Origin of the sequence: Flaviaesturariibacter aridisoli (genome assembly GCF_004343705.1) — a bacterium.
In the GTDB taxonomy this organism is placed as follows: domain Bacteria; phylum Bacteroidota; class Bacteroidia; order Chitinophagales; family Chitinophagaceae; genus Flavisolibacter; species Flavisolibacter aridisoli.
This window is the reverse complement of the sequence record NZ_SKFH01000046.1, coordinates 1-24412: the sequence shown is the minus strand read 5'-3', so window position 1 is coordinate 24412 and position 24412 is coordinate 1. Positions and strand designations below refer to the sequence as shown.

Annotated in this window: 14 protein-coding genes; 6 read left to right on the top strand and 8 right to left on the bottom strand. The window is 61.6% G+C overall.

The window, feature by feature from the left end; genetic code table 11:
- Positions 1-5 precede the first annotated feature (5 nt).
- The 4 genes from E0486_RS17010 to mqnC form a co-directional block, all read right to left on the bottom strand.
- Positions 6-752, bottom strand: coding sequence for a sensor histidine kinase (locus tag E0486_RS17010; protein WP_131854002.1), 747 nt, complete (start codon positions 750-752; stop codon positions 6-8).
- Positions 713-1363: a hypothetical protein gene (locus E0486_RS17005; protein WP_131854000.1), complete on the bottom strand. Its 651-nt coding sequence runs from the start codon at positions 1361-1363 to the stop codon at positions 713-715. Before E0486_RS17005 ends, E0486_RS17010 begins: the two co-directional genes overlap by 40 nt.
- Before the next feature lie 6 nt (positions 1364-1369).
- On the bottom strand, positions 1370-1702 hold the full coding sequence (locus E0486_RS17000) for a hypothetical protein (RefSeq protein ID WP_131853998.1): 333 nt from the start codon (positions 1700-1702) through the stop codon (positions 1370-1372).
- A gap of 360 nt (positions 1703-2062) precedes the next feature.
- Positions 2063-3187 carry a cyclic dehypoxanthinyl futalosine synthase gene (mqnC, locus tag E0486_RS16995; RefSeq protein WP_131853996.1) on the bottom strand — a complete coding sequence of 375 codons (1125 nt, stop codon included), beginning with the start codon at positions 3185-3187 and terminating at the stop codon, positions 2063-2065.
- Positions 3188-3357: 170 nt separating this feature from the next.
- Here mqnC and E0486_RS16990 point away from each other — a divergent pair, with 170 nt between their 5' ends.
- From E0486_RS16990 to E0486_RS16980, 3 genes are all read left to right on the top strand, one after another.
- Positions 3358-4542 (top strand): aspartyl protease family protein, encoded by a 1185-nt coding sequence (locus E0486_RS16990; RefSeq protein ID WP_131853994.1) that lies wholly within the window; start codon positions 3358-3360, stop codon positions 4540-4542.
- Positions 4543-4670: 128 nt separating this feature from the next.
- The gene (locus E0486_RS16985; protein ID WP_131853992.1) at positions 4671-5909 is read left to right on the top strand and encodes a M16 family metallopeptidase; all 1239 of its coding nucleotides are present in this window, start codon (positions 4671-4673) and stop codon (positions 5907-5909) included.
- 158 nt (positions 5910-6067) lie between these two features.
- Positions 6068-7342 carry a M16 family metallopeptidase gene (locus tag E0486_RS16980; RefSeq protein ID WP_131853990.1) on the top strand — a complete coding sequence of 425 codons (1275 nt, stop codon included), beginning with the start codon at positions 6068-6070 and terminating at the stop codon, positions 7340-7342.
- Between the two features lie 106 nt (positions 7343-7448).
- On the opposite strand, the gene E0486_RS16975 is transcribed toward E0486_RS16980, so the two are convergent.
- Entirely contained in the window at positions 7449-10448 is a 3000-nt protein-coding gene (locus tag E0486_RS16975; RefSeq protein ID WP_165917393.1) for a delta-60 repeat domain-containing protein, read from the bottom strand.
- A gap of 204 nt (positions 10449-10652) precedes the next feature.
- On the opposite strand from E0486_RS16975, the gene E0486_RS16970 reads away from it, so the two are divergent.
- Positions 10653-13526, top strand: a complete 2874-nt coding sequence (locus E0486_RS16970; protein ID WP_165917392.1) for a caspase family protein — start codon at positions 10653-10655, stop codon at positions 13524-13526.
- A gap of 7 nt (positions 13527-13533) precedes the next feature.
- Here E0486_RS16970 and E0486_RS16965 read toward each other — a convergent pair whose 3' ends face one another.
- Entirely contained in the window at positions 13534-14349 is an 816-nt protein-coding gene (locus E0486_RS16965; protein ID WP_131853984.1) for a T9SS type A sorting domain-containing protein, read from the bottom strand.
- Between the two features lie 714 nt (positions 14350-15063).
- Between E0486_RS16965 and E0486_RS16955 the strand changes: the two genes are divergently transcribed.
- Entirely contained in the window at positions 15064-16050 is a 987-nt protein-coding gene (locus E0486_RS16955; protein ID WP_131853982.1) for a Gfo/Idh/MocA family protein, read from the top strand.
- A gap of 686 nt (positions 16051-16736) precedes the next feature.
- On the opposite strand, the gene E0486_RS16950 is transcribed toward E0486_RS16955, so the two are convergent.
- Positions 16737-17429 carry a hypothetical protein gene (locus tag E0486_RS16950; protein ID WP_131853980.1) on the bottom strand — a complete coding sequence of 231 codons (693 nt, stop codon included), beginning with the start codon at positions 17427-17429 and terminating at the stop codon, positions 16737-16739.
- A 1093-nt stretch (positions 17430-18522) separates the two neighbouring features.
- The gene (locus E0486_RS16945) at positions 18523-18720 is read right to left on the bottom strand and encodes a hypothetical protein (RefSeq protein WP_131853978.1); all 198 of its coding nucleotides are present in this window, start codon (positions 18718-18720) and stop codon (positions 18523-18525) included.
- A 46-nt stretch (positions 18721-18766) separates the two neighbouring features.
- On the opposite strand from E0486_RS16945, the gene E0486_RS16940 reads away from it, so the two are divergent.
- Positions 18767-24283 (top strand): T9SS type A sorting domain-containing protein, encoded by a 5517-nt coding sequence (locus tag E0486_RS16940; RefSeq protein ID WP_131853976.1) that lies wholly within the window; start codon positions 18767-18769, stop codon positions 24281-24283.
- Positions 24284-24412: the final 129 nt, after the last annotated feature.

Below are 24412 nucleotides of genomic sequence, written 5' to 3'. Positions count from 1 at the left end.
TTGCGTTAAATCGGGATTCTAAAGATATAAGATGTGCCCTTCCCTTTGCGGCTTTCGCAAAAGAAGGCGCCGTTCATGATCTCCACACGGCTGCGCAGGCTGCGGAGGCCGATGCCGCCGTTCTGGGCGAGAAGCTTTTCGTAGTCGAAGCCTTTACCGTCGTCGGTGGTGGCGAGCACGAGCTCTTTTTTCTCCTGCTTCAGCGACACCACGAAGCGGCGGGCCTCGGCGTGCTTGAGGGTGTTCTGCATCACTTCCTGCAGGATGCGGTAGAGGTTGACGGCCTTGCGCTCGTCTACGGCCACGGGTTGGGGGCAATCGAAGCGGATGTCGAGGCGGCCGCTGCGGCGGATGTATTCGAGGAATTCGCGGGCGGCGGCGGCGAAGCCTGCGCGCTCCAGCGAGGAGGGCATGAGGTCGAAGGTGATCTCGCGGATCCGCTTCATCAGGCTGTCAATGTGGGCCGAAGTGCGCCCGAGCTCCTCCTGGTCTTCGGCGTCGGTAAGGGCAAAAGAGTTGATCCGCATCTTGACGGCGGCCAGCACCGGCGCCAGCTCGTCGTGCAGGTCGCGGGCCATGCGGGCGCGCTCCTTCTCGAGGGTGGTGATCTCGGCCAGCATGTTCTGGCGGTGCAGCACGAGGTTGCGGCGCTGCTGTCGGATGATGGAAATAATAAAGAAGACGATGATCAGACCAACGACGCCGCAGGCAATCAGGATAGCGTAATAAAGGCGGGTTTCCTGGGGATCCATAAAACGGCGAGTGCGTAAGTTAGATTGACAAGAAGGTTAACTACAGGGATGATGATATACACGCGGCCTACAAATGTCGGATTGTTGTCAAAACCGAAGAACCAGAAGATTTCCACGATTGCCGATGCGGTGTAGAACAGAACGAGGCAGATGCAGATCAGGAAATCCGGGTTTTTCAGGGTGAGCCGCTGTTCGGTAACAATCAGGTGATTGATATACTGCACGCTCATCAGAACCGTCAACAAAGCATAGGAGACACTGAACCGCGAGCTGAACGCCATCAGGTTTCCCCAAATCAATGTATCGGAAACCCAAATAACGATCAGCATCGACCCAAGTACATACGCCAATGTTTTTCGGAAGAGCCGCCATTCGTAAAACATCCAAATCAGGACCAGTGAATCCACTAAGGTGTAAATGTCACAGTTCGGTGCATTCGTTTGCCAGATGCGCCCCGTGATCTCGCTGGCTATTTCGTTCAGAAGCCCCATCAAAAGAAACAGGAGGAATGGGATATATCGCCGTGCTACCTGGTGCATGCGGAACGCACCGAGCAGCACAGCGATAATGATCGAAAACGAAGAGGCAAAAATGAATGCGTACGCGTTCATTGCTCGTTATTGATTGAGTAAGGAAGCGGGAGGGCAAGTTACCGGGCAACGGTGAGCCATTTCCATGATCTTGCCGTCTTCGGGCTGGCCCGGGAACATATCGTTTCCTTTGTCGTCTACACCCACGAGCACGGCGTGGATGCTGTTGTCGGCATTCATACCGTAGTAGATGCGGATCTGCGTCGGGTTTTGCTGCAGGAGGGTAGTGATCGCCGAAATGTCGAATGTTTCGCTGAGCGGCATGGCGCCCTGGAACTCGTCGGACATCATTTTGCCGATGTTGGTACGGTACAGCGTGGTCATGTCGATGGCCGTCTGGAGGTCGATTTCATGATTCATAAGCAGTGGAATTAATTTGAAACGCCAAAATCCGCACAATTTCCCATACCAACAACCGTATTTCTACTATGATTTATGCCGGTAAATACGGTTTTCGTGTCCATTGGTCTATTTGTCTACTGGTCTATTGGTAACCAGGACCTGCCCAGCTTGCTTTTCGTCGGGGTTTTGGAAGGCCACAGCAACCAGGCGCCCGGTTTTATTAAAAGCGTCCGTAACAGGTTCTTTACCAATTAACCAATAGACCGATCAACCAATTAAAAAAGGGCCGCCTTACGACGACCCTTTCCTGTTCCGCGAATGTTGCCGCGTAAAAGACCCTTTTTACCAATAAACCAGTTACCTGATTGGCCTGCCTTGCTAATAATCGATGACCTGCTCTTCGACAGCGGCGGGCAGCTCGCGCCACTCGTATTGCTGGTTGCGGAGCTGCGGCTCGAAGCCGGCCTCGCGGATCGCATCCTGGATGGTGCGGCTCGTAAAGCGGTGCGGCGCGCCGGCGGCGCTCACCACGTTCTCTTCGATCATGATGGAGCCGAAATCGTTGGCGCCGGCATGGAGGCACAACTGGGCGGTCTGCTTGCCCACGGTAAGCCAGGAAGCCTGGATATTCTTTACGTTGGGCAGCATGATGCGGCTCAGGGCGATCATACGGATGTATTCTTCGGGCGTGGTGAGGTTGTGCACGCCGCGGATGCGCGTCAGCAGGGTGTCTACGTCCTGGAAGGTCCAGGGGATGAAGGCCAGGAAGCCCTTGGCTTCTTCCGGCTTCAGGGCCTGCACGTCGCGGATGCGCACGAGGTGCTCGAAGCGCTCGCGGATCGTTTCCACGTGGCCGAACATCATGGTGGCCGAGGTGGTGATATTCAGCTTATGGGCTTCGTGCATGATGGCCAGCCATTCGTCGGCGCCGCACTTGCCCTTGGAGATGAGGCGCCGCACGCGGTCTACCAGGATCTCGGCGCCCGCGCCGGGGAGCGAGTCCATACCGGCTTCTTTCAGCGCCCGCAGCACGTCGTGGTGGCTCATGCCCTCGAGCTTGCAGATGTGCGCCACCTCGGGTGGGCCGAGGGTGTGCAGCCGGATGTCGGGGAATTCGGCCTTGATGGCGCGGAAGGTGTCCACGTAAAACTGCAGGCCGAGCCCGGGGTGGTGGCCGCCCTGGAGCAGCAGCTGGTCGCCGCCGTATTTGATGGTTTCCCGGATTTTGCGCCGGTAGGTATCCATATCGGTGATATAGGCCTCGGGGTGGCCGGGGATGCGGTAGAAGTTGCAGAACTTGCAGTTGGCGATGCACACGTTGGTGGTGTTCACGTTGCGGTCGATCTGCCAGGTGACCTTGCCGTGGGGCACCTGCCGGCGGCGCAGGCTGTCGGCAATGTTCATCAGGTCGGTGAGGGGCGCGTGCTCAAAGAGCGCCATGCCTTCTTCCACGGTGAGGAAGCCGAAGGCCAGGGCCTTGTCGTAAAGGGGGGAGAGGTTCATCGGCCGCAAAGGTACGACAGGGAAGTATCGAAGTCGGAAGTGGGAAGTCCGAAGCAGTGTTGCCGTCCATCCAATTCCGACTTCCGACTTCCCACTTATCTACTTGTTTAAGTAATTTGCCCTAGGCAGCCTTTAGGCCGCCCGAGCTGTCTTCCTCACAAACCACCATCATGCGCCGAGCCCTTTTCCTCCTGCTGCTTAGCTGCCACCTGCTGCCCGCGGGTGCGCAGGAAGAATTCGTAGAGCCCTCGCGCTTTATCACGCGGGTACGCTTTCAGCAGTTCACCGGCGGCCTGATCGTATTCAATGCGCGCTTCAGCAACTTCCCCGATACGCTCAACTTCATCCTCGACTCCGGCTCGGGCGGCATCTCGCTCGACTCCGCGATGGTGGAACACTTCAACCTGAAGCCCACGCCCTCCAACCGCACCATCCGCGGCATCGGCGGCATCAAGAACGTCTCCTTCCTCCACGGGCAGTCGCTCCACGTGCCAGGCCTCAGCATCGACAGCATGTCCTTTCACGTCAACGATTACAGCCTGCTTACCAGCATCTACGGCGAGCGGATCGACGGCATCGTCGGCTACTCGGTGCTGAGCCGCTACGTGGTGAAGGTCAACTACGACTCGTCGTGGATCGAGTTCTGGACGAAGGGGGCCATCCGCTACCCCCGCGGCGGCTTTATGCTCCACCCCCAGATCAATACCCTGCCGGTGCAGTCGCTGCGCGTGCGCGACAACCGCGCCGTGGAAACGCGTTTTCTCTACGACATGGGCGCCGGCCTCAACCTGATGTTCTCCACCGACTTTATCCGCGACAGCGGCTTTCTCAAAAAGGGGCGCCGCCTCTTTGCCAAGGAGGCCGAGGGCATGGGCGGCAAGGTAGACATGCACATGACCGTCATCCAGCAGGTGCGCCTCGGGCCCTACCGCTTCCGCAACGTGCCGGTATACGTGTTCAAAGACACCTTCAACGTTACGTCCTATCCCACGCTGGGCGGCCTCATCGGCTCCGACCTGCTGCGCCGCTTCAACGCCATCATCAACTACGACCGCAGCGAGATCTACCTCGTGCCCAACAGCCACTTCGATGATCCCTTCGAATACGGCTACTGCGGCCTGGAGCTTTACCTTATCAACGGGGTGATCGAGATCGGCGACGTGGCCAAGGGCTCGCCGGCCGAAAAGGCCGGGCTGAAGGAGGGCGATGTGGTGGTGGCCGTGAACCGAAATTTCAGCCAGAGCCTCAGCGCCTACAAAGCCCTGCTCACACAGACCAGCGAGCCGGTGCAGGTGGTGTACCGCCGCAACGGCGAGCTGAAGGAGGTGCGGTTTATGGTGAAAAGCATCCTCTAGATTGAATAGTGAATAATAGCTATTGAATATTGAATAATGTAGGCCTTGCGGTACATTTACCGGCTTATTTCGGGTACTCGACCCGTTATTCAATACACATTATTCAATAAATATTATTCAATAAACGAATGGTTCGGTTTGAACGCTTTCAATTATCCAACGGCCTGCGTGTGCTGGTCATGCCCGATACGGCCACCCCGATGGCGGTGGTGAACGTGCTCTACGACGTGGGCGCCCGCGATGAGGAGGAGTCGCGCACCGGCTTTGCCCACCTCTTTGAGCACCTCATGTTCGGCGGCTCGGTCAACGTGCCCGAATACGACGACCCGCTGCAGATGGCCGGCGGCGAAAACAACGCCTACACCACCAACGACCTCACCAATTATTATATCCAGATCCCCGCCGAGAACCTCGAAACGGCCTTCTGGCTCGAAAGCGACCGTATGCTGAGCCTGGCCTTCTCCGAAAAAAGCCTCGACGTGCAACGCAAGGTGGTGATGGAGGAATTCAAGGAGCACTACCTCAACAAACCCTACGGCGACGTGTGGCTGCGCCTCCGCGACCTCTCCTACAAAGTGCACCCCTACCGCTGGATGACCATCGGCAAGGAGCTGTCGCACATCGAGCACGCCGGCCTGCAGGACGTGAAAGACTTCTTCTTCAAGCACTACCGCCCCGTGAGCGCCATCCTGGTGGTGGCCGGCAACGTAACGGCGGAACGCGTGCGCGAGCTGGCGGAGAAGTGGTTCGGCCCCATCGAGGCCGGCGTACGCTACGAGCGCAGCATCCCCGCCGAGCCGAAGCAGTCGGCGCCGCGCCGCATCGAGGTGGTGGCCGACGTGCCCCTGGACGCCTTTTATAAGTGCTGGCACATCTACAGCCGCCTCGACCCGCGCTACTACGCGGCCGACCTCATCACCGAAGTGCTCGGCGGCGGCGGCTCGTCGCGCCTCTACCAGGCCCTGGTGAAAGAGCAGAAGCTGTTCTCCAACATCGAGTGCTACCACTTCGGCACCGTGGAGCCGGGCCTGCTGTGCATCGAAGGCAAGTTGGTGAAAGGGGTGGCGATGGAAGACGCCGAAGCGGCCGTGGAACGCGAGCTGGCAAAGCTGAAGGCCGAAGGCATCAGCGAGGCCGAGCTGCAGAAGGTGAAAAACAAGACCGAAAGCGTCATCGCTTTCGAAGACATGAGCCTGATGAACCGCGCCAACTCCCTCGCCTTCTACGAGCTCCTCGGCGACGCCGAACTGATGAACACCGAGCTGGACCGCTATAACCGCGTTACCGCCCAGGACATCAAGGACGAAGCCGCTATCATTTTTGACGAGAACAATTCGAATACGCTCTATTACAGAGCGAAGGTTTAAAAGCCCATTAATAACCGTCATTGCGAGGGCTGGAGCGAAGCGGAAGCCCGAAGCAATCTTACCCACGCTGGCTCCGAAGCCCAAGGCTGCAGCGTGGACGTAGATCAGATTGCTTCGCTCCACTTCGTTGCGCTCGCAATGACGTTTAAATTGCAACTATGCTGGACCGCAAAACGCCTCCCCATATCGTAGACGCCGTAGACCTGCACCTGCAGCTGAAGCCCTATGAAAAGTATACGCTCCGCAACGGCGCCGACGTATACGCCATCAATGCCGGTGCCGAAGACGTGCTGCAGCTCGAGCTGGTGTACTACGCCGGCAACTGGTTCGAAGACCGCAACCTCATTGCTGCCTCGGCCAACTTCCTGCTCAAGAACGGCACGAAGAACAAAACGGCCTTCCAGATCAACGAGCACTTTGAATACTACGGCGCTTACCTCAACCGCAACTGCTACAACGAAACGGCCACCGTGTCGATCCACACGCTGAGCAAGCACCTGCCGGCCCTGCTGCCGGTGCTGAAGGAGGTGCTGACGGAGTCGGAATTTCCCGAGCACGAGCTGGAGACCTATAAGCAGAACATGAAGCAGCGCCTCAACGTAAACCTCAAGAAGAGCGACTTCGTGGCGGGCCGCCTCATCGATACGTATTTGTACGGCGAAGAGCATCCATACGGCCGCTTCAGCCGCTTCGAGGACTTCGACGCCCTTACCCGCGACGAGCTGCTGGCCTTTTACGACCGCTGGTACCGCCAGGGCAAGTTTATCGTGTTCGTGTCGGGCAAGCTGCCGGCCGACATCTTCCGGCAGCTCGACGACCAGCTCGGCGACCTGCCCTGCTCCGCGCTGGCGCTGCCCGTCCTCCCGATCGTGCCGGCGGGTGAAAAGAAATACCGCGTTACCAACGACCCCAACGGCGTGCAGGGCTCCATCCGCATGGGCCGTGAGTTTCCCAACCGCCACCACCCCGACTTCCTCAAGGTGCAGGTGCTCAACAACCTCTTTGGCGGCTTCTTCGGCTCGCGCCTGATGACCAACATCCGCGAAGACAAAGGCTACACCTACGGCATCTACAGCTACCTCGAAAACCACATCCAGCAAAGCGCCTGGGTGATCTCCACCGAGGCGGGCCGCGACGTATGCGAGGCGGCTGTGACCGAAGTGTACAAGGAGATGGCCGACCTGCGCAACGAGCCCGTGGAGGCCGGGGAGCTCCAGCTCGTACGCAACTACATGATGGGCTCCATCCTCGGCGACCTCGACGGCCCCTTCCACATCATGGGCCGCTGGAAGAACATCATCCTCAACGGCGTTCCCGAAACCTATTTCGACGACCAGATGCGCACCATCCGTACCATCACGGCCGAAGAACTGCAGGCGCTGGCCAACAAGTACCTGCAGCCGGAAGCCTTTTACGAACTCGTGGTCGTTTAAAGCAAGCCGATAACGCGGGTAACGCAGCTAAATAAAAAATCCCATCGCAACGCGATGGGATTTTTGTTGGTAGGAAACACGGACCCGCGCTAGCTGCGTGCCGCTGTTATTGTTTTATGATCTTCTGTTGCCATTGCCAGCCGGTACGCACGTCGCGGAGCAGCAGCAGGTACGTTCCGGGCGCGAGCCCTTCGGTCGGCAGGCTGTAGTTGCCGCTGAACCGGCGCCCCGGCACCACGTCGCGACCCCAGGTATCGGTGAGGCGCAAGTGGTAGCTCCGGGTATTGCCGTTGGCATACAGCACCAATACATTGTGAACCGGGTTGGGCCCGGCGATGATGCCCGTTTCGGCAGAAAGGCTGCTGACGGCGGTTGCCGCCCAGGCCAGCGCTGCGGAATAGGGGCTGCTGCAGCCGCCGGTGGTTACACGCACCGTATAGTTGCCGGCCTGCGTCGGGGTGTAGGTACTGCCCGTGGCGCCGGTGATGGCGCTGCCGTTGAAATACCACTGGTTGCCGGCGGCCGCCGACGATTGCAGTTGCGCGCCATTCTGCGTGATCACGGGCGGTGCCGGCTGCGCGTTGATCGTGAGGTTGACACCATTGTCGGCACCCGTGCCGGCGGGCGCGCTGCTGATGATGCGTACCCGGTAGCCGCTGCCCGCAGCAAGGCCGCCAGGAAGCGTGGCGTTGATGCTGCCACTGCCGGTGCCGCTTTGCGTGCCGATGGTAACCGGCGCGGCAAAGGATCCCGATGCATTGCTTAACTGTACGGTAAATACGTTGCCGCTGGAAAAGCCCGCGCCGGCCACAAAGGGCACCACCACGGTCGTTCCGGCGCAGTAGGTGGATGCGCCGAGCGTGCTCACCCCGAGCGTTTGGTTGTGCAGCACCGAGATGCGGTTGCGGCCCACCCCGTTATACGCCGTGAACGCGCCGGCGACCAGCAGCTGGCCGTTCGGCTTCTGCAACGCATCCCATACGATACCGTTGCTGCCCGAACCCTGGAAGCTGTTGTCGAGCGAGCCGTCGCGGTTGAGGCGCGCGATATTGTTGCAGGCAGCGCCGTTGTATTGCGTAAAGCGGCCCATGATCAGCAGGCGGTCGTCGGCAAGCACCAAAAGGCGTTCGATCGCTGCGTTCGCACCCGTTCCCGGGTTGAATGCCGCATCGACACTTCCATCGTTGTTGAGCCGGGTGATACGGTTGCGGGTCACGCCGCCGAGCGTAGTGAAGTTTCCGGCAACAACGATTTTGCCATCGGCCTGTAAGCCGATGGAGTTGATGGCATCGTTGGACCCCGCGGGAACCACGAAGGAAGGATCGAGGGAGCCGTTGCTCAGGAAGCGCCGGAGCGGGCGCTCGTTCTGCGTTTGCAGGTACCAGAGCGCGGTTACGATCTTGCCGTCGGGTTGCAGGGCCACGGCCTTCATCGGCGCCGTCCAGTTGGGGGTTGTGGCAAAGGTGGCGTCCAGCGAGCCATCGGCGTTCAGGCGCGCAACACTGCGGCGGGCCACCCCGCTGAAGTAGGAAAAATCCCCGACGACCACGATCCTGCCATCGGGTTGCAACGCCATCCCATACATATGGTAGGCACCGTACCCGGCGTCGAAGGTCTGGTCGATGGCGCCTGAAGGCAGGATGCGGACAATGTAGTTTACCGGCCAGTTGGAATAGCGGTTGAATTCACCAACGGCGAGCAGCTTGCCGTCGGGAAGAAAAGCCATCGCATGCACCACCCGGTTGACGGCGAACCGGTCGAACCCGATCGTTGCCGTAAAATTCGTATCGATGCTGCCATCGCCGTGCAGGCGGGCAACGCCGCCACGGTAGTGCCCGTTATACCCGAAGAAGTCGCCGGCGATCGCCAGGTCGCCGTTGGAAGCCAGCGCTACCGCGGCGACGGTGTTGTCGGCGCCGGTGCTGGGGTTGAAGGCTAGGTCGATGCTGCCGTTGGAAAGGAACTGCACCAGGTGGTTGCGGCTACGGCGCGCCACGTCGTTGAACGAGCCCGATACCACGATCCGCCCGTCGGGGCGCAGCAGCACGCAGTGGCCGTAGGCCCGGATGCCGGTGCCGGCGTCGAAGCTGGCATCCACCGACGTTGCGTTCGCGTCCAGGCGCACGATGCAATTCGCCGTGCTGCCGCTCCAGGTATGGAAATTACCCACCACCACGAGCTTGCCATCGGACTGTACGGCCACGTCGGCCGGGTAATCGTTCGGGCCGCTGCCCGTGTTGAAGGAAGGATCGGGAACGCCGGTGCTGCTGAGGCGGGCCAGGTATTTGGCCGTCACCCCGTTGATGGCCGTAAAGTAGCCGACCGCCAGCACCCGCCCGTCGGGCAACAGCTTGAGGGAAGCGATGCCGGCGTTTGCCCCGGTGCCCGGGTCGAAGGACGCGTCGAGTGAGCCGTCTGCATTGATGCGCGCGATGTTTTTGCGCGGCACGTTGTCAAAGTTGTTGAAACTGCCGCCGACGATGATTTTTCCATCGGCCTGCAGCGCAAAGGTGCTGATGACCCCGTCGGGGCCGGCGCCGCGGTTGAAACCGGTATCGAGGGTGCCGTCCCCGTTGAGGCGCGCGAGGTACCTGCGGGCCGTGCCGTTGAAGCTGGTAAACTCGCCGCTGACGACCACCTTTCCGTCGGGCTGTGCCAGCAGGCGGGTGGCGCGCGCATTGAAGCCCGTGCCGGTAGCAAAGGAGGCGTCCGGGCTGCCGTCGGGCAGGAGGCGGGTAATGTAGCGGGTGACGCCGCCGATGGTAAAATGTCCGCCGACCACCACCTTTCCGTCGGGCAGCAGCACGGCATCGTTGGTGGCAACGCTCGCTTCGATCGCCGGCACAAAGGAGCTGTCGAGCAGCCCGTCGGCGCGTAAACGCGCCAGGCCGGTGCGCACGGTGCTGTTGAAATGGCGCGGGTCGTTGCTGATCAGCAGTTTGCCATCAGCTTGTAATTGCATCCGGTACACCGGATTGTCAGACATATCGCCCCGCCCGTACCCGGCATCGACAGCATTGAACGAAGCATCGGGAAGGCCGGACTGCGCCGAACCTGCCAGGGCAAAACAACCCGACAGGATGAGGAGCGAAAGTTTTCGGAACATATTATAGCAGTGTGGATTTAGTTTCAGCGCGGCAAATATATGCATCGATTTGTATATGACTCTGGCTGCAGGCCCCGCCCTATTGTTTTCCTCAACGTGTTCCACTTCACCGTTAGGGCGTACACGAACGCCGATCTACCCTCCGGAGGGTATTGCAGGGATCCGGTTTTTTATCGATCTTTAGTGGTCTCCAAAACGCTGCATATGAGATCCTGCCTGTTCTTCCTCTTCGGAGTGCTTAGCTGCCTCGCCGCATCCGCGCAAACGACCCAGCCGATCCTGCGCCTTGAAACCGGGATGCACTCCGCCGCCGGCAAGCGCATCGCCACCGACGCCGCGGGCAAATACCTGCTTACTTCCTCCGACGACCGGACGGCCCGCCTTTGGGATGCCGCCACGGGCCGCCAGCTGCAGGTGTTTCGCGTGCCGGTGGAAGGCGCCAGCGAAGGCAAGCTCTATAGCTGCGCCCTCAGCGCCGACGGCAAGCTCGCCGTAGTAGGCGGGCGCACCGGCTACGAATGGGAAGACGACTACTGCCTCTACCTCATCGAAACGCAGACCGGCCACATCCGCCAGCGCGTTACCGGCCTCGCGGGGATGGCCAACGAAATTGAATTTTCCCCCAACGGCCAGTGGCTCGCCGTGGGCATGGGCGGCAACAAGGGCGTCGCCCTCGTGCGCACCGCCAACTGGTCGCTGGCCCGTGTGCTGGGCAGCTACGAAGGCGACGTGTACCACCTCTCCTTCGACGCGAAGGGCCGCCTGGTGACTACCTGCGAGGACGGCCTCATCCGCCTCTATTCCGAAGACTTTGCCCTGCAGACCACCGCCCGCCACGACAGCCGCGCCGAACCCTTCAGCGTGGCTTTCAGCCCCAACGGGAAGCTGGTGGCCGTAGCCTACGAAGACAGTCCCGACGTGGAGGTGCGCAGCGGCACCGACCTGACCGTGCTCTATCGCCCCGCGCTCGGCGAAGCCAATGTGCGCGGCGAGCGCCTCGGAAAGGTGTGCTTCTCCGCCGACGGCAAGCGCCTCTACGGCGGCTCGCACTACAGCATCGTGGACGCCGACAACAACGCCCACTTCGTGATCCGCTGCTGGGAAGACGCCGGCAGGGGCTCCTTCCGCGACCTGGCCCTGCTCAACAACAGCGTTGCCGACATGAAGGCCCTGCCCAACGGCGGCCTCGCCGTACTCGGCTCGCACCCCGACCTGGCGGTGCTGACGGCGGCCCATACCACCGGCTGGTACCACAACAGCAACAACAACGACTTTTCGGGCACCCGCAAGGGATCCTTCCGCGTGGGCCGCAACGGCGCCGTTTTCGGCTTCCAGCCCTACCACCAGCCCGACCTGAGCTTCGAAGTGCCGGGCCGCACCCTGCAGCAGAAGGAAAGCCAGACCGAGCCGGCCGTGACCGAAGCCCAGGGCACCCGCGCCGACAAAGGCAGCGTAGACAAGCGACCCAGCATCAACGGGCGCGAGGTGACCTTTATGAACAATTATGAATCCTGCGTGGGCGTCGACGTCAGCTCCGACGGCAACTACGTGGTGATCGGCGGCAGCTGGAACCTCTATTGTTCCGACGTGCGCGGCCAGCAGGTGTGGAAAGCAACGCTGCCCGCCAACTGCAAGGGCGTCAACATTAGCGGCAACGACCGCGTGGTGCTGGTGCAGCTCAACGACGGCACCATCCGCTGGTACAACATGACCAACGGCAAGGAGCTGCTCGCCTTCTTCCTCCACAACGACAAAACGCGCTGGGTGCTCTTTACACCCTCGGGCTATTACGACGCCTCCGCAGGCGCTGAAGACCTGCTCGGCTGGCACATCAACAAGGGCAAGGACGGCACGCCGGCCTTCTTCCCCGTGTCGCGTTTCCGCGAAGCCTACTACCGCCCCGACATCATCGACGCCGTGTTTGAGAATTACGACGAGAACCAGGCCATCACCTTCGCCAACAGCCGCGACGAGCGCCGCCGCACTACCGCCACCGCCGCCGCCGTGCAAAGCAAGCTGCCGCCCACCATCAGCATCCTCAACCCCGCCGGCGGCAGCACCGTGAGCAGCGAGACCGTGCGCATCGACTACAGCGTCAACACCCCCGAAGACGCGCCGGTGAAAAGCGTGAAGGTGCTCGTCAACGGGCGGCCCGTGGCGCTGGAGCGCGGCATCAAGGTGCAGCCTTCCAACAAATACAGCGTGAACGTGACCCTGCCCGGCGGCGATTGCACCGTGACGCTGCTGGCCGAAAACGACAACGGCCTCAGTCCCGAAGCCAACGTATTCCTCCACTTCAAGGCCGCTGAGCGCGGCGCCGACGAGTTCGTGCGCAAACCCAAGCTCTACGTGCTGGCCATCGGCATCAGCCAGTACCAGAACCCCGAGTACAAGCTCAATTACGCCGACAAGGACGCCAACGCCTTCGTAGCCGGGATGCAGAAACAAAAAGGCAAGCTGTACGGCGACGTGGTGGTGAAGCAATACACCAACGCTGCCGCCACCCGCGAGGCCATCCAGGACGGCCTCCAGTGGATCCAGGAGCAGACCGGCCAGGGCGATATGGCGATGATCTTTTACGCCGGCCACGGCATCAACGACAACAACGGCGTCTTTTACATGCTGCCCGTGGGCGCCGACGTGAACCGCCTGCGTTCCACCTGCCTCAACTTCGAAGAGCTGAAGCAGACCGTGAGCAACATCGCCGGCAAGGTGGTGGTATTCATCGACGCCTGCCATTCGGGCAACGTGATGGGCACGGCCCAGCGCCGCGGCGGCGCCGACATCAACGCCATCGTGAACGAGCTGTCGAGCACGCAGAACGGTGCCATCACCTTCACCAGCAGCACCGGCAAGGAATATTCGCTCGAAGATCCTTCCTGGGAGCACGGCGCCTTTACAATGGCGCTCCTCGAAGGCCTCGGCGGCAAGGCCTCCGTTCCCGGCAAGACCAAGATCACGGTGAAAAGCCTCGACGCCTACATCTCCGAGCGCGTGAAAGAACTCACCAGGGGCCGCCAGCATCCCACGTCGGTGGTGCCGCCGAATGTGCCTGACTTCCCGATCGGGGTGCAGTAGGGGGGCCTCACGCCTTCACCACCCGCTCCTGCCACAGCGCGCCGCTGCGCTCGTCGCGGACGAGAAGCAGGTACACCCCCGCAGGGTAGCGCGACAGGTCGATGGCGCCGCCGCCGCGGAGGCGCTGCGACTGCAGCAGCGCGCCGCCGGAGGTCAGTACCCAAACCGTATAATTGCGGGCGGGGCCCGTTTGCAGCAGCAGTGCCTGCCCGCGCACGGGGTTGGCCGCCAGCTGGAGGCCCGAGCCGGCGCGCAGTGCGGATACCCCCGTGATCAAGAGGTTCAGCGCCGGCGACACCGCGCTGGCGCAGCCGTTGCCACCCACTACCTGCACCGCGTAGTTGCCGCTTAGCGTTGCCCCGAAGGAGGGGCCCGTGACGCCGTCGACCGGCGCGCCGTTGTAGTACCAGGCATAGCTCGTGCCGCCGCCGCTGCTTTGCAGCAGGTTGCCCTGCACGCTCAGCGAGGGCGTGGCCGGTGAGGGCCGGACGCTGATGGTAAAGCTTTGCGGCGCGCTGACGCAGGGCCCCGCAGTAGCCGTAACGGTGATCGTGGCCGTTACCTCCGTGCTGCCGCTGTTGACGGCGGCGAAGGGCGCAATGTCGTCGCTGCCGGATGGAGCGAGGCCGATGGAAGGATTACTGTTGCTCCACGCAAAAGTGGCCGACGCGTCGTTGCTGCCGAAGAGGAGGGGCTGCGTTTGCGCGCCGTTGCAAATACTGAAGGAAGAAGGTACCTGGAAGGTAAGCGGCGTGGGGCACTGGGCGCCGGCGCCGAGGGTCAGGGCGAGGCCCGAAAGACCCAGGAAAATGGTTTTTCGCATCGGAACAGTCTGGATTTTGGTACGACTAAGATAGCGGAGTTTAGCATTTCCCACAGGGCAAGGTTTCTCCCCGCCTTTGGCGGGGCAGGCTGCAGAGGGCGCAGCGCGTTTTCGCAGAGTACACAGAGACTGTTTCTCTACCAGCGAGCACCTAAGCAGTACTATAGGTTGGAAGGTCGTTTATTATGGAGGCTGCGAGAGACGACGCAGCGCGCCGCCGGCCGGAGCGGCCTATGGCGCGGAGGCCGGGCGGAGGAAAACAGCGATCCCCGGTTTCCCGCCTGACGCCTCACGCCTGACGCCTCACGCTTCCCGCCTCCCGCCTCCCGCCTCCCGCCTTACGCCTCCCGCCTCCCGCCTCCCGCCTCCCGCAAAATACCGCGCGCAGGGTATTGTTCCCGCCAGCAGTGCCGGGTACCTTCGTTTGATCGGGAACGTTCGTCATCTAACCAAGGACTCCCTTCTGCCGCCGGCGTACGCCGCTTCGTGCGGGCGCCCCAAGGGCTGCGGGTGCTGCCCTTCCTTCAACAATAACAGGTTTTCGGCTTTAGGGACAAGGGCTGCCTCCGGGTGGCCCTTTTACACGGCTTCGTAATGGGGTGACGGGCGCTTCGGCTGCGCTCAGCGGGACAAGGAAGCATGGTCATCCCGGGCGCAGGAATTAACCGGTTGATCGATTAACCGATTAATGGATTACGCTCCTAGCTTCGCTGCATGAACGACATCTCCTGGGGCATCATTGGCTGCGGCGACGTAACGGAAGTAAAGAGCGGGCCGGCATTTGGGAAAGTGCCGGGGTCGCGGCTGGCGGCGGTGATGCGCCGCAACGGGGCCAAAGCGGCCGACTATGCCGCGCGCCACGGCGTGCCCCGCTGGTACGACCGGGCCGAAGACCTGCTGGCCGACCCGGCCGTGAACGCGGTGTACATCGCCACGCCGCCGCGCTACCACGAAGCCTACACGCTGCAGGCCCTGGCGGCCGGCAAGCCGGTGTACGTGGAAAAGCCGATGGCCCTCGACGCCGCCGCCGCGGCCCGTATGGCCGATGCGGCCCGCGCGGCCGGCCTGCCCCTTTGCGTGGCGCACTACCGCCGGGCGCAGCCGCTGTTTCGCAAAGTGAAGGAGCTGCTCGACGCCGGCGCCATCGGCAGCGTGCGCCACCTGCGGCTGGAGCTGTGGGAACCCCACGAGGGCGGCCTGGTGGCCCGCACGGAGCTGCCCTGGCGCCTCGACCCCGCCGAATCGGGCGGCGGCCTCTTTTACGACCTGGCGCCCCATGCGCTGGACCTGCTGCACTACTTCTTCGGCGCCCCCGAAGCGGCTGCCGGCCTGTCGTGGAACAGCTACGGCCACTATGCCGCCGACGATACCACCGCCGGCACCGCGCGCTACCCGGGCGGCATCCTCCTGGAGGGCAGCTGGCGCTTCGGTGCAGCCGAAAAACGCGACCGGCTTGTGTTTACGGGCGACAACGGGCGTCTTTCCTGCGCCGTGTTCGCCGCGCAGCCGCTGCTGCTGGAGCGCTTCGACGGCACGGTGTCGGCCCGCTTCGACTTCCCGCCGCTGGCGCACGTGCAGGAGCCGATGATCGCGGCCGTAACCGGCCACTTCCTGGGCCGCGGCCCCAACCCGGCACCCGCCGAAGACGGGGTGGCGGTGCTGCAACTGATGGAAGGGCTGACGGGTAAGCGGAAGGCCTGACCAGGCGCGATCTGCCGGCCACGGCTTGCGCTGACATTCGCCGGCAAGCGGCAGGGGAGCAACAGCATTCTTCCCTTTGACAGGGCGGCCTTCGGCCGCCCTCTTCTTTTATTATTCTTCCATGGCGCCCGTCGTCATCCCGTTCGCCTGCGAACGGGATCTCTTCCGATCGGGCGGTACTGGGATCTTTTCCGAACGAGGGCTTCCCGCGCTCAGCGCAGCCTTTGTGCGTTGCGTTTGCGCTCCCTCCCCTTCGGGGAGGGTTGGGGTGGGGCCAAAAACGCCCCCTTGCGGGGGCGTGGCTGATCCCGGGTGTACGCGGGACCCTGTTTCCGACAGAGAAAGGTATGGAACCCCCACCGCGGGCGAGGGGGTTGGGGTGAAACCCGGTTCCGGCCCTGCGGCCGGAACCCTATGTAATTGGAGCGAAGACAAAGTAAACCTCTCCGGGACTCCCCCACAAGAGAAGAAATACGGTATTTCGAAGCGTATTTCTACGCGGCCGGCCCGCTGCCGGGCCTCCCCGAACCACCGGAGAACCCCCGGAAAGCCGCGCCCGGCGCAAAAACCGGCTGCAACCGCCGCACCTCTTGTTCTCTTGTTCTCTGGTTCTCTCGTTCTCTCGTTCTCTCTTCCTCTCGTTCTCTCTTCCTCTCTTCCTCTCGTTCTCACGTTCTCTCTTCCTCTCAATCTCTTGTTCTCCCTCCGGCCTCAGCGGGTGCTTCCGCCGGGCGGGTGGCGCGTCGGTCGGTGATGCGGCGGGCGACGAAGTAGGCCGTAACGAACTCGGCGTCGTCGATAAACGTAGGCACATCGTCGTCGAGGCCTTCGAGCAGGGTGCGCGCTTCGGCCAGCAGGTCGGCGAGGCGGCCGGTGGCGACGGTGCTGTGGGTGCGCTGCTCGTGGCCGTCGTCGTGCTGGTCGGCGGCCTGGTGGAGCAGGGTCTTCAGTGCGGCCAGCCGGGCTGCGTCGATGCGGTAGGGCGCGAGGTGCGCCAGGCGGCTTTCGGCTTCGGCCAGCACCCGGTTCATCAGGCGTACCCGGTCGGCCTGGGCGCCGGTTTTAAAGTCGCGGAGCGACAGGTCCATGGCCTTGAGCAGTACGGGGTCGGCGGCACGGCGCGCGAAGGTGCGCAGGGTGGTGGCCAGCTTATCCGTTTCTACGGCCGCTTCGGCGAAGAGCGCGTCTTTGGCGGAAAACGCCGCGATCTTGCCCCCCTCCTGGGCGCTGGCGGCGGCTTCGATGCGGTCGTGGAGCGCTAACAGGGTCGCTACCGGGTCGGTCAGCAGTGGTTCGTTCGACCACGCGGACCTATGTCCCTGGAAGTGCGCTTTCAGCTTGCCCATCATCGTGTGGAAGTTCAGTTGATCCTGGTCCATAAAATAAAATATTTGGTGAACCGGTAAGGTACGCAAGCTCTTCGGCCCGCCGCCTCCGTATTAATACGGAATTTGACTCCGTATTTCTACGGCGGACGGGCCGAAAACCGGCGCGGGGCGGCATTTTTCGCTGCAGCCGTACTACCCGCGCGGCCTGCCGCCGCACCGGGGGCGGCGGGTACCCGTTGGCGTACGGGGCGGGGTGCGGGACGGCGCTGCCGGCTGCCGCCAAACAGCCGGCGAGGAGCGTCAAACAGTTGCCGGTTGCCGCTAAGCACAAGCGGGCCCGCCCGATCGGGTTGCCGGGCGCCGCCAAACGGGTGCCGACCTGCAATAACGGCAGGCGGAGCCGCGCCAAACAGCCGCCGACCATCGAAAAACAGGCGCCGACCTGCAATAACGTCGTGCCGACTGTCGTAAAACACCCGCCGAGGGGCATTTGCGACATCCACCTTAGACCGTTTCAGCTCCCTGGGAACGTCCAGAACCAGAAGAACCCTAAAAACCTTAAAAACCTTTCCATCCCCCTCCCACCGTTTCTTTCCCCCGCTCCGTCGCTCCAACCCAAGCCTCCGGGCGGCTAAGGGTTCCTTTTGGCCGAATGGAAACGATTGCGTAACATCGCGTCCCCTTTTCTACTTACTATTTGGAGTAGCTTTGGCCTCCCAATCCATCCTCCTGTCGAAAGTCCGTACCCTAGTCCACATCCTTCGAGACCAACCCCCTGATTGACCAAACAAAAAAACAGCTGCTCTATGAGAAGCAATGCAACCGCATCTGTGTGTGTGAACGGAACACGTGTACGTACCCAAAACACCAACGGCCGCAACGGCCGGATCCGATCGATCCTCTTATTGGTATTGATGGCTTGCGCCGGGATGAATGGCTGGGCGCAGACAGTAGTTACTGTAGGCGGTGGCGCTTCTGGAACATGTCCTTACTTGCCTACAGCAACTTGGACAACACCGCCCGCTGGCGTTTCCTTTTCGAACTGGTCAAGAGGATCAGCAGCAACCTGTGTATCAGCAGGGACCGGCCTAGCAGCAAGCGGATTCAACAATGCTTCTGCCACAACTAACCAGACGAACGGAGCCTATTTTTCAGTAACTATTACTGCAAACGCTACTACAAACTTTACGCTTAGTAGCGTTGTTTGGAATGCCCAGCTTAGCGGCTCAACAAATTCCAGCAACTTTACTGTGATGTACTCAAACAACGGTGGTACGGTTACCACATTTGGATCGGTGCAATCCATTTCGAGCTCTGGAACAGCAACAAGTTTGACTTTCACAGGCAGTGTTTCAGTTGCAGCCGGTAAATCCATTGTACTGTATCTGGTGCCGCATGGTGCTACAGCTGCTGGAACTACTGTTCGTTGGAACAACGGTTCTACAATAACCGTTACTGCATCATCTGCCGCCAGCGCACCCACTTTAACCACATCCACCGCAACCGTAACCTCCAGTAGCACCGCTACCCTCGGCGCCAACATCACAAACTATAACGGTTCCAACGCCACGCAGTACGGTACGATCTACAGCAGCACCGATCCGGGTACGAACTTCAGCGCCACTACCGGCAACAACCCCTCGACGCTCGGCGCCAACAGCACGACCGGTGCCTTCACCGACGCCCGCACGGGCCTGAGCGCGCAAACGCAATACTTCTATGCCGGCTACGCTACCAACGGCAGCGGCACCGGCTTCAGCCCCAAAGGTTCCTTCTACACCTTCTCCGCCCCGGCCACGGCCGGCGCCACCGGCTTCACCGCCACCGGCTCGTCTTCGTCGCAGATCGACCTGGCCTGGACCGCCGCCACCTTCCCCGGCGCGGGCGCTACCGAAAAGGGCTACGTGATCCTGCGCGCCGCCGGCGGCACGGCTCCTTCGGCTTCGGTGCTGGTAAACGGCGCCGCCTACAGCGGTGTGGCCAACTACCTCGCCGCCGTCAACAGCGCGGCTACTTCTTACCCGAACAGCGGCCTGGCCGCCTCCACGCAATACAGCTACACGCTGGTTCCGTATACCTACGACGGCGCCAACGTGGCTACCTATAATTATTATACGGCCGGCGCCGTAACGGCCACCGGCTCCTCGCTGGCCAACCTGAGCCCCGCCCTCAGCACCAGCCCCGGCAGCATTTCGTTTGCTTCCGTTGCCAGCGGCAGCACCGGCACCGGCACGCAGGTAACCCCTACCGCAGCCAACTTCAGCGGCAGCGGCACCGTAACGGTCACTGCCCCGGCCCACTTCCAGGTGTCGAACGACAACAGCAGCTGGAACAGCAGCAGCACGCTTACCTACTCGGCCAATACGCTGACGCCTTCGACCTTCTGGGTGCGCTTTGCCCCCGGCGCCGCCGGTGCCCAGAGCGGCAACGTAACGCTGAGCGTTGACAACAACAGCGCCACGGCTACCGTAGCGGTGAGCGGCACGGCCTATGCCGCTGCGCCCACGGCTCCCGCCTCCTGGAACCTGACGGCCACGGCCTCCGCGGCCGGCACCGCCACGCTCAACTGGAGCGCCGCTACTTTCGCCAACACGGGCGGCTACCTCGTTGTGTACAGCACGGGTACGCCCACCCTCATCGCTTCGCCCAACGGCAACGCGCCCGGCCAGGCCCTCGTGAACAACGGCACGGCTGCTCCCCTCGTAGGCGCCGGTGCTACGTCTACCAGCATCAGCGGCCTCACGCCCGGCAGCACCTACAACTTCCTGCTCGTTGCCTACAACTGGAACGGCAGCAGCGCCGCTACCTATAATTACCTGACCAGCAATACAGCCAGCGCCTCGCTCCTCGTTATCGGCGCACCGTCGGTAACCACTACGGCTGCAACGGCGATCACTATGACTACCGCCACATCGGGTGGCAGCAGCGCCAGCGGCAATTCGGGCAGCATCAGCCAGCAAGGCGTGGTGTATGCCAAGGCGGCCACGAGCGCAACGCCGACGCTGGCCACCAACGACGGGTACACGTCCGACGCCACGGGCAGCGCCAGCTTCAGCAGCAGCCTGGGTACGGGCAGCGGCAACGCTACGGTGCTCGCCCCGCAGACGCAATATTATTATGCTGCTTATGTGAAGAACGAAGTAGCTACGTCTTACGGCAGCTATCTCAATTTCCGCACCTGGGCCGAGGCTCCCGCCGGCGCCGCTACCGCTGTAAGCGCTACGGCCAATGGTGCTTCGCAAATCAACCTGTCGTGGGTCGCGCCGACCTTCCCGTCGGCCGCCACCGCCGCCGCCACCGGTTACTTTATCTTCCGCACGGCCGGCGCCGACGCCGTAGCCTTTACCGCTACACCGGGTGCAGCCGCCACCGCCGGCGCCAACACAACGCTTGTGGGGGCGGTTACCGCAGGCGGTACCATTACCTACAGCAACACTACCGGCCTCGCCCCGTCCACCACTTATAATTATGTAGTCGTTCCCTATACCTGGGACGGCACGAATGCCGCTACCTATAATTATTATGCAACGGGGTATACGGTGGCCAGCGCTACGACGGGTGTAGCCACCAGCGCTACCGACGCCTTCCGCTCCTTAAGCAGCGGTGCCTGGAGCACGGCGAGCAACTGGGAGAGCTTCACCAACGGCGGCTGGATGACGGCCAGCTCGGCGCCCACTTCTTCGGCCGCTTCGATCAGCATCCTCGGTCATGCCATGACTTCTACCGGAACTGTTTCCGGTAAGAACCTGAGCATCGCGGCTGCCGGCTCGCTCACTATTTCGAGCGGCACGATGACCCTTGCTGCCGGCACTACGCTGACGGTAGACGGTACCCTGACCGTTGGCGGCACGCTGACGCTCAGCAGCGGCAGCAATACGGTTTCGGTAAATGGAACCGTGAACAACAGCGGCACGATTAATCTCAATGGCGCTACTGCCACCACTGTTGCATCGGGTGGCAATTGGAACAATAATGCCAGCTCCACGTTGGCGAATGGTACCGGCGCCTTCACGGTGAATGGTACGCTCACAAACACGGGAACCAGTTCTGGCAATGCGCCGATCATTACAAATAATGGCGCTACGCTTGCGGCTAATAACACGTCGTTTGTTATCGGAACTACGGGTACGTACACGCACAACATGACGAACGGCAGCATTCTCTTTGCTTCTTGGAGCACAGGCAGCACTTGCAACATCGTTGGCCTCATCAGTGTAACTCCCTCTGGCCTCGGACAGTCTTTTTACAACCTTACCTGGAATAACGCGAGCCAGAACTTCCCGATCGGACTCAGCGGAGGACTTGTTACCGTTCGTGGTGATTTGAAAATTCTCAATACCGGATCGAACGTGATCCGCTATGTGACTAACCAAACGGCCACCGTGACCGTTGGCGGCGACATGATCATCGGCGGAAACGGTACGACCGCAGCGCTCGAAGTAGCCGGCAGCACAGGAACCGTCACGTTTAACATCGCCGGAAACCTGAGTGTACTGGCTAATGGTTCACTTGACCCTTCGTCGAGCGGCAGCAATACTGGCAAGGGCATATTCAATGTGTCGGGCAATTTCGTCACAGCAGCCGGCGGTACCCTCGTGCTGGCAGGGTCTGCCGGAACAGCTCTTACTATTAACATGGTAAAGAACAGCGGCACACAAACGATCAGCCTGGGTGGTACGATAAACGCCGGCAGCCGTACGCTGAATATCGGCGTAGGCAATGCCAGCACTTCAAACACCGTCCAACTACTCAGCAACTTGAATCTCGGCTCCTCCAATGGCGACGTTACCATTTATTCGGGAGCTACGCTCGATGCCCAATCCTTCATTATCACGGGCAGCAATGCCGGTATGGGTGTTCAGCTCAATGCCGGAGGTCGCCTTGCTACTGCTAATGCGAACGGCGTTTACACCGCGGGCAACACTGCAACCGTACAGACTACCAGCACCAGCAATACCTTTTCCAACACTGCGAACTATACGTTTAACGGCACGTCGGCGCAAACGGCAAACTTCCCGAATACAACGATGGCCGGCCTTACTCTGAATAACGCAGCGGGTGTCAGTGTGACTTCCAATGCTATTATTTCCGGCGCCGTGGTACTTACCGACGGCACCCTGTCGATGGGTACCAACAACCTGACCCTCGGTGGCAGCATCACGCGCGGCGCGGGCAACATCGACGCTACAAACAGTCTGGTAACCTTTAATAGCGCTTCCGCACAAACCGTTGCTTCAGCTTCGTTCCTGAGCAACACGACGAAGAACCTGACGCTTAACGGCGCGGGTGGCGTAACCCTCCAGGGTAACCACACCGTGAGCAACGCACTGACGCTCACCGCCGGCAACCTGTCCATCGGCAGCAACACGCTGACCGTTGGCGGCAGCATGGCGCGCACGTCGGGTTCGGTGAATGCCGCCACGGGCACGGTCGCCTTTACCGGCGGCAGCGCCCAGACGGTACCGGCCCTCTTCGCCGCTTCGTCGCAGTACGGCACGCTCGTCATCAATAACAGCAACGGCGTTACGTTCAGCGGCACGCCGATCGTCAACAACCTCCTGACCCTGACCGCGGGCACGCTGACCATGGGCGGCAATACGCTTACCCTGAAAGGCGCCATCGGCGTCGGCACGGGCAACATCGCCACCAACGCCACCGTGCTGTTCAACGGCAGCACGCCCCAGACGATCCCGGCGGGCACCTTCACCGGCGATGCCGTGAAGAACCTGTCCATCGACAACAGCAGCACCGGCGTATCGCTGGGCAGCAACCTGGGCATCACCGGCGCCCTCACGCTGACCACCGGCAAGCTCGTGCTCGGCAGCAACACCCTTACGGTACCGGCCGCCGGCGCCCCCGCGGGCTCGGCAACCTCCTACGTGCAGACCAACAGCACGGGTGCGCTGAAAGTGACGGGTGTGAGCAGCACGGCTAACTTCCCTGTAGGCAACACCAGCTACAACCCGCTGGCCGTTGGCAACACCGACGGTCTCGACTGGAGCGTGAACGTGGCCGATGCCATCACGAACGTGGCCAGCCCCCAGGCGCCCAATGTAGACAAGGCCGTGAGCCGTATGTGGAACATCACGCCGTCGACGAACCCCACGCCCACTGCCACCAGCCTCAGCTTCGGCTACAACGGCACGACCGACGTAGGCGCCTCGTTCAACAACAACATCCGGGTGCGCGTATGGCACTACGAGAGCAACAACAAGTGGATGGCCGTATCGGGTTACATCATGCCCGCGACGGTGAATGGAATGAAGTCGGTCAGCATGAGCGGTCAGCAGACCTTCTCGCCCTTCGCGATCTCCAACTTCGACGCCCCGCTGCCGGTAAGTCTTCTTCGCTTCACGGGCAAGCGCACGAATGGCAGGAACGAGCTGAAGTGGACGACGGCTTCGGAGAGCAACAACCGCGGCTTCGCCATCGAGCGCAGCACGGACGGCCTCAACTTTACACAAGTGTCTTTTGTACCCAGCCGCGCGGCCGGGGGCAACAGCACCTCGGATATCAATTACACATTTGCTGAGAACATCACGGCAGGCAGCAAGTGGTATTATCGCCTGAAGCAGGAAGACCTCGATGGCCGCTCGAAATACAGCGCGGTGGTCATGCTGAAAAGCGACAAGAGCGGTATCATCACCGTGGATGGCATTTACCCCAACCCCGTGAAGGGCGCTGCCTCGGTTCGCCTGCAGGCCTCGGCCCAGGGGGGCAACGTGGTGCTTCAGCTTACGGATATGCAGGGCCGCGTAGTACGCCAGCAAAGCGTGCTGACGGAAGCCGGGGCTTCGACCACGGTGAACCTGGACCTGGCCGGGCTGGCCGCGGGTCCCTACCACCTGAAGGCGATCGCCGCCAATGGCGAGGCGAGCGAAGCGGTGACGGTGGTGAAGCAATAAGCACCCGACCCATCCCCCGGCCCCTTCCCAAAGGGAAGGGGAGTACAAAGGCCCCGCGGTGCGGGGCCTTTGTCGTGCAGCGCAGTGCATCTGTTGGTGGAAGGACAAGCAACCGCAGCTACCGTATGC